The organism is Photobacterium lucens (assembly GCF_009873615.1).
Lineage (GTDB): Bacteria > Pseudomonadota > Gammaproteobacteria > Enterobacterales > Vibrionaceae > Photobacterium > Photobacterium lucens.
Window position 1 is genome coordinate 37,117 of the sequence record NZ_SSMG01000439.1, and the last position, 13,278, is coordinate 50,394.

The window sequence follows — 13,278 nt, forward strand, 5'->3', positions numbered from 1 at the left end:
AAGCTTGACTTATTCTGCCGCCATTTCTTTTTCAACTAGCATAATTAAAATATGGATAATTTTAATATGAATTTCTTGAATGCGATCTGCGTAACCAAAATGAGGAACACGGATTTCCACATCAGCTAGGCCTGCCATTTGACCGCCATCTTTACCCGTTAAAGCGATAGTCTTCATGCCTTTCGCTTTCGCCGCTTCAATCGCTTTTAAAATGTTGCCCGAGTTACCTGATGTAGACAGACCAAATAGAACGTCACCTTTTGCGCCCACTGCTTCTAAGTAGCGTGAAAATACGTACTCATAGCCGAAGTCATTACTTACACACGATAAGTGGCTTGGATCTGAAATAGCAATACCTGGGTACCCTGGACGGTTTTCACGGTAACGACCTGTTAGCTCTTCAGCAAAGTGCATTGCATCACAATGAGAGCCACCATTACCACAAGACAGCACTTTACCGCCCTGTTTGAAAGAATCCGCTAATAACTTAGCTGCCGCTTCAATATCAGCCATGTTCTTATCATCACTTAAAAAGCGATTTAGTACGTCAGCCGCTTCAGTTAGTTCAGCACGGATCAAATCCTGATACATAAGCATTCTCTCTATTATTCTTTAGATACAAATCAAGCGGGTAAATACCCGCTTGATGTTTTAAATACACCGTTATTCGCAGTTTACATACAAATAACTTACAGTGTCGACTCTTTAACCGAGCCATTGTGAGAATTAATCATTAAAACTTGCTGTAATTGACCAACAGAGTGCGATAAATACACATTCTCCGCTTCAAATACACCCGCATGATAGAGCTTACGTTCAACGTGAGATTGCACACCCACTAAATATACTGGTAGCTCTGATAAACGATCGAGTGCTGTTTCAAAAGCATGAATAGCCGTAATATCAATGGTTGATACATCACTAAAATCAAGCACTACTGCACGGGTTTCAGTGGTTGCATGCTCAATCACAGAAAACGCTTTCTCACTCGCGGCAAAGAACAGCGGACCATTGATATCATATACCACCACATCATCACCAAAGTTTAAATGCGGATGTTCATCATGAGTAATTGTCACCGTTGTTAATGTTGCAATACGCTGAATAAACAACACACCAGCCAATAATAGACCAACAATCACAGCCACAACCATATCAAATGCCACAGTTAGGATGAAACAAGTCATCAATACCGCAACATCACGACGAGGCGCTACTTTTAACGTATGCACAAAATGTGGTGCTTCAGACATATTCCAAGCAACCATGATCAGCAAGCCAGCTAGGGCACTCATAGGTACATAAGAAAGCACAGGTGCTAATACAATCATTGCTGCTAACACAAATAACGCATGAGTCATACCAGACACTGGAGAAAACGCACCTGAACGAATATTTGTTGCCGTACGCGCAATCGCTGCTGTTGCTGGAATACCACCGAAGAAAGGCACCACCATATTCGCAATACCCTGACCAACCAACTCAGCGTTTGGATTATGTTTCTTGCTTGTCATACCGTCAGCCACAACAGCACACAGTAATGATTCAATACAACCAAGCATGGCAATGGTTAATGCAGATGGCATTAGCTCAATCACAGTAGCCCAATTGAAAGTATCTGATTTCCATAACGCCATAAATTGTGGCGCTTCTTGTGGAATACCATGACCTACAATATCACCAATGGTGTAGCTAAATTTCTCACCAAGCAAAGTAACATGCTCAGGACCAAATTTATTTAATGCTAACGCTAAAATCGTACCAACAAGCAATGAGACAAGGTGTGGTGGAATACGTGTTTTTAATTTTGCCCAACCAATAAAGACAAAAATCGTCACAATACCTACGATGGCATCAGCATAGTTTGCGGTTGGCATTGCGTGTGCGTATGCCATTACTTTTTCAGGAAAATGGATTGGACTACCTTGAATATGTAGGCCTAATAAATCTTTAAGCTGTAAAAAAGCAATAACAAAGCCGATACCCGCCGTGAAACCTGTCGTGACTGGATATGGCACATATGCCACCAGCTGACCTAAGCGAAATACGCCCATTAATAGCAAGATGATCCCCGACATCATGGTCGCCAACATCAAGCCTGATAAGCCGTATTTTTGGGTAATAGGTAAAAGGATAACCACAAAGGCCGCTGTAGGACCTGTGATATTAAATCGTGAACCACCTAATAATGCAGCTAAAAAGCCCGCAACAATCACCGTGTACAATCCGTGTTGTGGTGGTACACCGACAGCAATTGCCAATGCCATTCCCAAAGGAATAGCCACAATACCTACCGTAATACCCGATACAATATCGGCACGAAATTTAGAGAAGGAATAACCATCCTTCCACGCTTGTGATAAAGCATGAAATAACAACACAACAAAACCTCTTGCACTTTGCGTACATTTGATAAACAGGAATTGATGTCAACCCGATGTAGGGGGTCCGGCGGGCATGTGTCAGTCGGAATCGGGAAAGGCAACAAAAGGAAATACTATTCCGCTGCGATGATTAAAGTGTAACCACCTGTAATAACGTGAACAGCATCACAATACAGCATATGTTAACGCTCTGCTAAAAATCTGCAAGTGAAAAAAATAATCACGATGATCTCGATCAATCCCAATAAAAACCTGACTCTACCGCATTTTGTATACGTAACAGTTTACTTTCATGAAAAGAATTTAATTTACATTTTGTTAAAAAACACATTACAATCAATATTGAGTGGTAAGACCTCTTACCTTAAATAATAATTACCCTACAATAATATAAGAGAATGCGTAGCAAAGTACTGAACTCCCCATAATGAAGTCAGGTCTCGCTTAACTATTCCTGATTATGTGTAAACAGTATTGCTACACAGATTAAGGAGAATCACTATGGTTACGCTTGCGTATGTCATTGGCTTTATCGGTGCACTCTGCATCTTGGCGTATCATCGCGCATCGCTAAAAACATTTACTGTAACAATTGCTGCAGCTTTAGCTGTTGGCAGCGCATTGTCGATCACCGGTCTATTTAGCTGGATAGTTTTTACAGTGATAGCGATCCCTCTTAATACTCCTTTTATTCGAAAAAAATACCTCAGTAAGCCTGCACTCAAGGCTTTCAAAGGTGTCATGCCAGAAATGTCGAGCACCGAGAAAGAAGCCATTGATGCCGGTACTGTATGGTGGGAAGCCGATTTATTTAGCGGTGATCCTGATTGGAAAAAACTCCACAACATTCCAGCCCCTACATTATCAGCAGAAGAGCAAGCCTTCTTAGATGGCCCTGTTAATGAAGTCTGCCGTATGGTTAATGACTTTCAGGTTACCCATGAGCTTGCCGATCTGCCTCCTGAAGTCTGGCAGTACCTGAAAAACAATAAGTTCTTTGCCATGATCATCAAAAAGCAATATGGCGGTTTAGAGTTTTCAGCTTATGCGCAATCACTGGTTCTTCAAAAACTAACCGGTGTGTCAGGTGTACTATCATCAACCGTTGGTGTGCCTAATTCATTAGGTCCAGGTGAATTACTGCAACACTACGGCACGCAAGAGCAAAAAGACTACTACCTACCTCGTTTAGCTGAAGGTAAAGAAATCCCGTGTTTTGCCCTAACAAGTCCAGAAGCAGGCTCTGATGCTGGCTCAATCCCTGATTTTGGTATCGTCAAAAAAGGCATCTGGCAAGATGAAGAAGTGCTTGGTATGGAGCTAACGTGGAATAAGCGTTACATCACCCTAGCCCCTGTTGCGACAGTACTTGGCCTTGCGTTTAAGCTCTCTGATCCTGAACACTTACTCGGCGATCAAGAAGATCTTGGTATTACTTGTGCCTTGATCCCAACGGATCTTCAAGGCGTAGAAATTGGTCGACGCCATTTCCCTCTCAATTTACCGTTCCAAAATGGGCCGACCAAAGGTAATAAAATTTTTGTCCCTATCGACTTCATCATTGGTGGTCAAGAGATGGCAGGACAAGGCTGGCGAATGTTGGTTGAATGTCTATCTGTAGGTCGTGGTATTACCCTACCATCTAACGCAACGGGCGGCTTAAAAACTGCAGCGATTGCCACTGGTGCTTATGCGCGTATTCGTCGTCAATTTAAAATGCCAATCGGTAAAATGGAAGGTATTGAAGAGCCACTTGCTCGTATAGTCGGTAATGCTTATGTGCTTGATGCTGCAAGTACGTTAACGGTGACTGGTATTGATTTAGGTGAAAAACCCTCAGTGATTTCTGCCATTGTAAAATACCACTGTACTCATCGAAGCCAACGGGGGCTTATTGATGCGATGGATATTGCCGGTGGTAAAGGGATCTGTATGGGACCAAGTAACTTCTTAGCACGTGGTTATCAAGGTGCGCCGATTGCCGTTACCGTTGAAGGAGCGAATATCCTCACTCGTTCCATGATCATCTTTGGACAAGGGGCGATCCGCTGTCACCCTTATGTATTAGAAGAAATGAATGCCGCTTATAACGATGATCCACAACAAGCATTAGATAGCTTTGATAAAGCCGTCTTTGCCCATGTCGGTTTTGTTATCAGCAACATGGTACGTTCTTTCTGGCTAGGTATTACCGATGGCTACGGCTCATCAGCACCACGTAAAGATAAAACGGCTCGTTACTACCAACAACTTAACCGTTACAGTGCTAACCTTGCTCTGCTTGCTGATATTTCGATGGCGGTACTTGGTGGCTCACTCAAACGTAAAGAGCGTTTATCCGCCCGCCTTGGTGACGTGTTAAGCCAACTCTATTTATCATCAGCAATCCTTAAACGCTATGCCGATGAAGGCTATCAAACACAAGACTTGCCGCTAGTACATTGGGGATTACAAGACTCACTCTACCAAACAGAAAAAGCATTAGATGAGTTCTTAAAAAACTTCCCAAATAAATTTATTGCGGGCGCACTACGTGTTGTCTTATTCCCACTTGGACAACGTCGAGTTAAACCTAATGATAATTTAGATCATGCGGTAGCACGTTTAGCACAAACACCGTCAGCAACACGCGAACGTTTAGGCCGTGGTCAATATCTTGAAGCAACAGAGCATAACCCCGTCGGTATGATGGAAACCGCTCTTAAAGATATCTTAGCGGCAGAGCCTCTTTATGATCGAGTTTGCACCGCAGCCAATGAGAAACTGCCATTTATGCAATTAGGGAAAGTGGCAGACAAAGGATTAGAGCTAGGTGTACTTGAACAAGCTGAGGCTGAGCTACTACGCCGAGCCGAACGTGGTCGCCTGCGCACTATCAATGTTGATGACTTTGAGCCACAAGCGCTCGCAGCAAAGCCTAATACTCACCCAAAGCGCTCCATTAACAACGCAGCATAGATACTATGCCCTAACAACAATTAAAACAAAGGGAGGCTCATTGCCTCCCTTTTCATATCTTGCGTTATTAAATGAAACATCACGAACGTATTACGATGGCAATACCAATTCATCTTGCTTCTCTTTACGGCGTTTTTTGAACCTTCTCCATCCCCAAATACTGCCGACAATGAAGAAAATAATCGCAATATTACCTATGATCATAATGCGTATTGTTTTCTCGCGAGACTGCTTCTGCTGCTCAATATCATGCAAAATTTGCTGGCGTTGCCTTTCCGCTTCTATTGCAGCCTGATCAACGACATGGTTTTCAGCTCGAATATTCTTTACTACGGCAAAATGGCTTTTTACTAATGGGAAAATCAGCTCTCTTTGATGCAATCGATCTGTCCCATACACCCAGCCACTCCATGCATATTTTCCTGTCACATCGTCATTAGGTAATGCAATAGACAACTCATTCTCAGTCGGTAATGCCCGCTGTTGAATGATCTGCTGTTTATTCTTAGGTGATGAATATTGAATGTAAGAAGCCAAAGAGCCAACCACTAACGCATCATCTTGGGGTAACACCACCAGCTGATGAGGATCTTGTGAATTATGACTTTTAATTAAAGTGGCAGAAAAAGGCTTAGGATAAACCAGTACTTCCTGCTCTAACGCCCGAGAGAATACGCCATTCATCGATTTGATCACCACACGGTATTTACCCGGATCAACATTAACAGGTAGCGATAGAGTAAAAATACCGTCTCCAGCTTTTTCATCGCGATCTTGTCCATCATCTGCAAAATCGCCAATCACTGTCGGCTCTGGCTGCATATTGTTAGGCAACACCTGCTCATCAGCAATGAATGGATAAAACAAAATCCGCAATTTCACCCGATCCAAAAAGTCACGAACCGTCAACGGTTGTTCGTTTTGTAATAACTTGGCAGAGAATTTCAGAACCTCAGATTGATATAAATTTTGCGGTAAAGTATCAGCGGTTAAGCGAAGGTTCGACAGCAAAGTAATACGATTATCTTGCGATACTCGCCCAATAGCTTGCCAAGGTCCAGCCATTGGTGAATCAATAGAAATAATGTCGAGATCGTCTTCTGAGTACCAAGAAACATTTTTCGGATGGCGGCTTGAATAATATTTCGAGCCATCAGGGGCAACTAAAATAACAGGACGACTTGGCTCTTCACGCTTAACCATGAACGAGACTTGTTTAATAGTAGGATCAACACGAAAGCGGTTATCAAGCCACGTCATTTGATCATTGCCTTGCGCCCAAGCAAACAATGGCCAAACAGCCAAACATATCCATAACCGCTTTAGCATAACTCTCCTACAGACGCCAAAGAACGTCAGCTTTTTTACCGATCAAATCAAGCCTTTCTTCATGTGCAGTTAGTTCATCGGCAGCAGCAAGGATAACCTTTAATCCTTTTCGCTCCCCCGTTAAACGCTTAATCGCAAATTCTGTACCGCTATCACCTTCACTGTCGCTACTTAACTTTAATGATGTTTGACCACCGGTCATCATTAAGTAAACGTCAGCGAGGATCTCGGCATCGAGCAAAGCGCCGTGCAGCGTTCGGTGAGAGTTATCTATGCCATAACGAGAACATAAAATATCAAGGTTATTTCGTTTACCAGGGAATAAGCGTTTCGCCATTTCCAAGGTATCGGTCACCTTACAGATATCTTCGGTCTTCTTAAGATCAGAGCCCATTAACTGGAATTCATAATCCATAAAGCCGATATCGAACGACGCGTTGTGAGCGACAAGCTCTGCGCCATCGATGAAATCAATAAACTCTTGGTGGATCTCAGCGTAACTCGGTTTACCGACTAAGAATTCATCAGTAATACCGTGAACATCAATTGCCTCAGGATCGATAGGACGATCTGGTTTGATGTAAACGTGGAAAGTGTTACCGGTCAATTTACGGTTGATGATTTCAACCGCACCAATTTCAATAATACGGTGGCCTTCGTAATGCGGGCCGCTCATATTCATACCTGTGGTTTCTGTATCGAATACAATAATGCGTTGGTTAGTGGCTTTCATAGTGGCTTATGTGTCAGACTTAAGTTTTTATCTAGGGCAATACTACCAAATATGATGAAGCAGGTAGAAATTTTCACAGACGGTTCTTGTTTAGGAAATCCAGGCCCAGGTGGCTATGGCGCGGTGCTGAGATACAAACAACATGAAAAAGAGCTCAGCGACGGCTTTTTCATGACAACAAATAATCGCATGGAGCTACTTGCAGCCATTGAAGGACTAGCAAGCCTTAAAGAATCTTGTCGCGTTGATCTTACCACTGATAGCCAATATGTACGCCAAGGAATTACCCAATGGATCCATAATTGGAAAAAACGTGGTTGGCAAACAACAGATAAGAAACCGGTTAAGAATGCGGATTTATGGCAACGGTTAGATAGAGAAACCCAACGCCATCAAGTGCAATGGCATTGGGTAAAAGGACATGCGGGTCATCCTGAGAATGAACGTTGTGATGAGCTTGCAAGAACTGCAGCTGAATCTCCCAATCACACTGACGAAGGCTATCAAACAAGTTAATTTAACGACGACTCTTGCTTTACTGCTTCACTTCTGGCTTCGGTACGACAATTAACTTGTAACGGAGCCAACTGACGCCTCACTTTCCATTTCGGTTTTATCGGCTTTAATGGAAACGTGCGCTTTCGAGCCACAATAAAATACATGCTACCAATTGCTGATAATGGCTCAGATAGCATATTTTCTAACCAAGTTGAACACGCGAGATGACGAGTAGCCGGTAAAACGGCAAACGTTTCGTGATAGATAACTTCATAATTTAACACCCCTAACCAATCAATCACTCGTGACGATAAATACATCCGACCATTCCAAGGGGCTTTGTTACGATTCCACGGTAACAGTCCGAAAATACCATTAATACTCAATGGATTATTGCCACTTAGCAATAAATAGCCATCATCAACCATTACTCTATCTATTTCACGCAACAAGCGATGGGGATCAGATGAATAATCAAGTTGATGAATAAGCAAACAGGCATCAAATGACTTTTCAATAAAGGGTAATTCAAAAGATTCAGCTTCTACGCTACGATAAGTACTGAATTTATCTACACTAATTTGATGCTGGATATTACAATGACCACTGGTCAGCTCTGCACTTAAGCCACCAAGCTTTAACATATGGTAACCAAACAGCTTCGGACACCACTCATCGATTCGAGCTTGTAATAACTGTGCCACCCATTCTCCATTGGTCACATCAGACCATGAATAAGGCACCTCGATATGTGTTACTGTACGCGCTGGCTTCATAATAGTACTGCTCAACACCTGAATAAGGCTGGAGAAGAAATTCATGCTAACAGTTAAAAGCATACCCGCATTTAATGACAATTACATCTGGCTCATTCACAACAAAGAAAATCATTGTGTTGTCGTCGATCCGGGCGATGCAACCCCGGTTTTTGAAGCATTAGAAAAAAATAATCTTACGCTGGACGCTATTCTTATCACCCACCACCATTCTGATCACATCGGTGGGATCAGCGAATTAAAACGCCGTTTCCCGACAATCAAAGTCGTAGGCCCTGCAAGCGAGCCAATCCCTGGTATCACCCAACCTGTCGAAGATGGCGACCAAGTCGATATTTTCGGTGAACGTTTTATGGTCATGAGCGTACCAGGCCATACACTAGGGCACGTTGTATACGTGGGAGATGAGAAACTATTTTGTGGTGACACACTTTTCTCTGCTGGCTGTGGTCGCTTATTTGAAGGCACGCCTGCCCAAATGTTCGATTCACTACAAAAAATTGCGGCACTTCCTGACGAAACAGAAATTTTTTGTGCCCATGAATACACCGCAAGCAACCTTGCTTTTGCCCTTGTTGCTGAGCAAGACAACCCTCATTTGCAGAAATATCGCGATAAAGTAATTCGCCTTCGTGCAAATGGGGAAAGTACGTTGCCATCAACATTAAGCTTAGAAAAGTTGATCAATCCATTCCTTCGTTGTGATCAGCCAAGCATCAAACGTTCTGTCGCAGACAAAGCGTATGACGACTCTGATCTTGAGACATTCGCAGCACTTCGACGCTGGAAGGATAAGTTTTAATTGACGAAGTCTTGTCACTAAGGTGGTTGGACAAGTATTATCTCCAGCCACTTTATAAAAAGACGACTGTCATGAAATCACGAATTCTATTAGCAAGCGTGCTTTTGCTTGTCGGCTGTGAAACCACGCAGCCCCCTGCAAAAAAAGCCGATACTAACGATACGAGTACTGTCGTTGAAAAGCCTGCAACAGTAACCCTTCCTCCTTTGTTTGAAACTCAACCAAATAAGGAAATCCCTGAGGTAAAAAAAATCACACCTCAGCAGCAAAAAGATGTCTGGGATCGCATTGCCATGCAAATCGATACCCCAATCCCGAATAACAAACGTATCCGTTACTACCGCAACTGGTACTTAAAACACCCACGTAATTTAGAAATCATTGCCGAGCGTGCCCAGCCATTTCTGTACTACATCACAGAGCAAGTTGAAAAACGTGGCATGCCGTTAGAAATCGCCCTTCTTCCTATTGTAGAAAGCTCCTTTGATACCAATGCTTACTCTAGCAGTGCTGCAGCAGGTCTTTGGCAGATCATCCCTGATACTGGTCGCCGTTTTGGCTTAAAACAAAATAGCTGGTACGACGGTCGCCGCGATATTGTTAAATCCACAGAAGCTGCGCTGAAACTACTCAATTATCTTCACGATAAATTTGATGGTAACTGGCAATACGCATTAGCTGCCTACAATACTGGTGAAGGCAGAGTATTTAGTGCAATAAAGAAAAATAAAGCTCTTGGTAAACCAACGGATTACTGGTCATTAGATTTACCTCAAGAAACCAGTAGCTATGTACCAAAGCTATACGCTATCGCTGATATCATCAAACACCAAGACAAGTATGGCTTGCACTTGCCTGCAATCAGTAATAAACCTGCGGTTGCGCTCGTCAAACCCAACACTCAAATGGATTTAGATATTGCGGCCAAATTTGCAGGTATTAGTACAGCGGAAATCAAAGATCTAAACCCAGCTTATCGTCGTGGTGTTACCGCTCCTAACGGTTTAAATCACTTACTGCTACCGATTAATCACGTAAATGAATTTAATCGTGCATTTGCCAATAACAAACGTAAATCATTAAGCACACTGACAACGACTTATACGGTTAAATCTGGTGATAGCTTAGGTGTGATTGCAGAGCGTCATAACACCAGCGTGGCTGCGCTTAAACAAGCAAACCACCTAAAGAGCAGTCATATCCGTATTGGTCAGAAGCTAAAAGTGCCATCATCGTCAACCTCTCTGGTTAACGTACAACACCGTACGGCAATCAAACAGACCCATCATATCGTGGGACCTGGCGATACTTTGTGGGCGATTGCTCGTCAATACAATACTTCAGTTAGCTCGCTTGCAAAAGCGAACCAGCTATCAACGAAAGCCACATTACGCTTAGGTCAAAAGCTAAAAGTCAGTACGATGTCTTCGGCAAAAAGTAATATCAAGCCGACGAGTAAATCCAAAACGATTAGCTATAAAGTGAAAAGTGGTGACAGCTTGAGTGTTATTGCTCAACGTCACAAAGTTACGGTAAAACAAATAGTAAAATGGAATAATCTCGATAATAAAAAGTATCTAAAACAAGGCCAAACACTCAAACTGGTCGTAGATACAAGCAAGGTTAAAGCATGACACCCTCGAAAAATCCATTCATCGCTCTCGTTGATCTTTTCCGCTCACCGATTGATTGTTTTGCCGCGGTACATGAACGTCCTAAATGGGCGTTCTTACCCTATCTGATCATTATTCTTGGCTCATTTATCTTATGGGGCGGGTATTTTAATCACGTTGATCTCGCTTGGTTACAACAAGCGATGCAAAGCCAATTAGGCAGTGTTAACGAAGAAGTTAAACAAGCATGGCTAACAAAGGAAGTGCTATTAGCAGGTGAAGTCTTTAGTGATTTTATCGGTAGAACGGCAGTTATTTTTCTATTAGCGTTATGGCTGAAAATGGCAACCAAGGGCAGTCAATATCAACATAGCTATGGTAAATGGTTAGCAGCATCTTGTTTTATCATGCTGCCTTCATTTATTGGTGATATTGCCAGTTATATTAACGTGCTCTTTAATCATGCCAATATTCTACCGAATGCCGCTGATTTAAATAGTATCAATGGGTTATTAAAACTGCCGTTAAATAATCCTTGGGCGCCGTTTGCAACGACTATTCCACTGCTAGCGCCGTGGTATATCGCATTAACTTATGCAGCTGTAGGTGCTTGGACAGATTTTGATCGCTCTCAAGCTATCATCGTTGCTGTACTACCTTGGCTTTTAACACTGATTGTTTGGCCACTTTTGATCCTTGTGGCCTAACACAGCAAGCTAAAATAATTAGTGATTTAATCTAAACGTTGCTAATAGTGGATTATGATCAGAAGCATCCGTTCGTGGTGCTTCTGATGCCACTAACCTCAAATCTCGATAATACAAATGATCCAACGGCTTACCTAATACACGAATACGTTGATCATCTGCAAAACTCACTTCTTTTAAGCCTAACGAATGGGCAAATGACTTCAACACTTTGATCCTGCCTTGACGCCAAGTGTTAAAATCCCCCGCCAAAATAATGGGTCCAGTATGGTTTGCTAATACTGATTTTAAGCTATTAAGCTGCGCTTTATATTCATCCAATCCCAACGCAAAATTCACCCCGTGTAAATTCACTACAGCCAATGTTTGTCCATTTGACAGTGAAAATTCAGACAGCAATGCTGATTTTGGCAAGCGAAGCCAAGGCTCCATCGCTAAATAAGCACAAGTTTGCTTTGCATCCACACGCGATAAATTCATTACACCTGCTGGTGTATCAAGAAAACGAAACGCATTCGCCATTCTCACTGTCCAGCTATTCGCATCTAAATACGATTTTAAATCCGTATTTAAGCTTGCTTCTTGCAATAAGACTAAATCCGTTCCATGCGCATACTGCTCTAACGCACTACGCCAATTACTGCGCTGTTGCTTATAAATATTCCAAACAGCTACCGTTAACTCACCATCAATGTCTAATGGTGGTGCTATCACGCTTTCCATACAACGATATGAAAAATGAGGAGCAAAAACCTCATTGGTAACATCAGGCTGAGTGGATACATCAAATGATGCATTAAACGCACCTAAACCTAAGGCACCAGCAACAACCCCGACACCAGCAACAAGTTTTGTTTTTGTATAACGTGCCATATTAACCCTTAAACAGAGCAAGCCAGCCCATCAAAAATGAGCTGACAAAATAAGAAAGTGAAGAATTAAAAACGTGACATTGCCTGTTTGAGGAGAAAAGGATCAGTAATGTTGTCCATTATCGTAATAAGCAGTTGCTGTTAACGCAGTGAAAATCACAGCTACGTCTTGCTCTACATTATCTACCGCTTTACGAACGGCTGCGGTAATTACAGCAGCGACTTTATCTTGCGTCTCTTGCCCACGATCAAACCATAATACTTCAACAAACGGGTAAGCATCTGATACTTCGCCATCGAAGATAAATGAAGCAGGAATGTGCTCTAGTGTAAAATCTTCTCGAGGGCATGACATTAACGGCTGTAAATCATCAACCAATGCCGTTGATAGTGCTTTTACCGTATCAAATTCAACAGCACGAAAACGAAGATGAGGCATAAAATATCCTTAATAAGTTAAGTTAGCTGAACTAGATTACCACTTAACATAGCCTAAGCTCGATAGTTAATTGTTAGTCCCCCGTCAATCCCATCACTCGGATCATATCTCTTTAGGTTATTTCTCACCATAACAGAGCAGAAAAATAACTATTCAAACCCGGTAAA

At 42.4% G+C, this 13,278-nt stretch carries 12 protein-coding genes; 5 read left to right on the top strand and 7 right to left on the bottom strand.

What is annotated here, in order from left to right:
- Positions 1-9: 9 nt before the first annotated feature.
- Both lpcA and dauA read right to left on the bottom strand, forming a co-directional pair.
- Positions 10-591 carry a D-sedoheptulose 7-phosphate isomerase gene (lpcA, locus tag E5A76_RS17950; RefSeq protein WP_008986269.1) on the bottom strand — a complete coding sequence of 194 codons (582 nt, stop codon included), beginning with the start codon at positions 589-591 and terminating at the stop codon, positions 10-12.
- A gap of 98 nt (positions 592-689) precedes the next feature.
- Positions 690-2,381, bottom strand: coding sequence for a C4-dicarboxylic acid transporter DauA (gene dauA / locus E5A76_RS17955; RefSeq protein ID WP_107167432.1), 1,692 nt, complete (start codon positions 2,379-2,381; stop codon positions 690-692).
- A gap of 504 nt (positions 2,382-2,885) precedes the next feature.
- Here dauA and fadE point away from each other — a divergent pair.
- Complete coding sequence (gene fadE, locus E5A76_RS17960; protein ID WP_161119752.1) at positions 2,886-5,342, top strand: acyl-CoA dehydrogenase FadE; 2,457 nt, start codon at positions 2,886-2,888, stop codon at positions 5,340-5,342.
- Between the two features lie 90 nt (positions 5,343-5,432).
- Here fadE and E5A76_RS17965 read toward each other — a convergent pair whose 3' ends face one another.
- Positions 5,433-6,671, bottom strand: coding sequence for a TIGR03503 family protein (locus tag E5A76_RS17965; protein WP_237459003.1), 1,239 nt, complete (start codon positions 6,669-6,671; stop codon positions 5,433-5,435).
- Between the two features lie 7 nt (positions 6,672-6,678).
- Positions 6,679-7,404: a DNA polymerase III subunit epsilon gene (dnaQ, locus tag E5A76_RS17970; protein ID WP_161119753.1), complete on the bottom strand. Its 726-nt coding sequence runs from the start codon at positions 7,402-7,404 to the stop codon at positions 6,679-6,681.
- Positions 7,405-7,455: 51 nt separating this feature from the next.
- Between dnaQ and rnhA the strand changes: the two genes are divergently transcribed.
- Positions 7,456-7,920 carry a ribonuclease HI gene (gene rnhA, locus E5A76_RS17975; RefSeq protein ID WP_161119754.1) on the top strand — a complete coding sequence of 155 codons (465 nt, stop codon included), beginning with the start codon at positions 7,456-7,458 and terminating at the stop codon, positions 7,918-7,920.
- On the opposite strand, the gene E5A76_RS17980 is transcribed toward rnhA, so the two are convergent.
- A complete protein-coding gene (locus E5A76_RS17980; RefSeq protein ID WP_181319909.1) occupies positions 7,917-8,678 on the bottom strand; it encodes a methyltransferase domain-containing protein in 762 nt (253 codons plus the stop codon). The two genes, rnhA and E5A76_RS17980, sit on opposite strands and share 4 nt — an antisense overlap.
- Before the next feature lie 43 nt (positions 8,679-8,721).
- On the opposite strand from E5A76_RS17980, the gene gloB reads away from it, so the two are divergent.
- The 3 genes from gloB to E5A76_RS17995 all read left to right on the top strand — a co-directional run bounded on the left by gloB (position 8,722) and on the right by E5A76_RS17995 (position 11,800).
- On the top strand, positions 8,722-9,480 hold the full coding sequence (gene gloB, locus E5A76_RS17985; protein WP_107167435.1) for a hydroxyacylglutathione hydrolase: 759 nt from the start codon (positions 8,722-8,724) through the stop codon (positions 9,478-9,480).
- Positions 9,481-9,551: 71 nt separating this feature from the next.
- Positions 9,552-11,114, top strand: coding sequence for a LysM peptidoglycan-binding domain-containing protein (locus E5A76_RS17990; RefSeq protein ID WP_161119755.1), 1,563 nt, complete (start codon positions 9,552-9,554; stop codon positions 11,112-11,114).
- Complete coding sequence (locus E5A76_RS17995; protein ID WP_053986468.1) at positions 11,111-11,800, top strand: YIP1 family protein; 690 nt, start codon at positions 11,111-11,113, stop codon at positions 11,798-11,800. Before E5A76_RS17990 ends, E5A76_RS17995 begins: the two co-directional genes overlap by 4 nt.
- A gap of 18 nt (positions 11,801-11,818) precedes the next feature.
- Here E5A76_RS17995 and E5A76_RS18000 read toward each other — a convergent pair whose 3' ends face one another.
- Together E5A76_RS18000 and E5A76_RS18005 are read right to left on the bottom strand one after the other, a co-directional pair.
- Complete coding sequence (locus tag E5A76_RS18000) at positions 11,819-12,673, bottom strand: endonuclease/exonuclease/phosphatase family protein (protein ID WP_161119756.1); 855 nt, start codon at positions 12,671-12,673, stop codon at positions 11,819-11,821.
- A 102-nt stretch (positions 12,674-12,775) separates the two neighbouring features.
- Positions 12,776-13,111: a DUF1904 domain-containing protein gene (locus E5A76_RS18005; RefSeq protein ID WP_053986466.1), complete on the bottom strand. Its 336-nt coding sequence runs from the start codon at positions 13,109-13,111 to the stop codon at positions 12,776-12,778.
- Between the last annotated feature and the right edge of the window lie 167 nt (positions 13,112-13,278).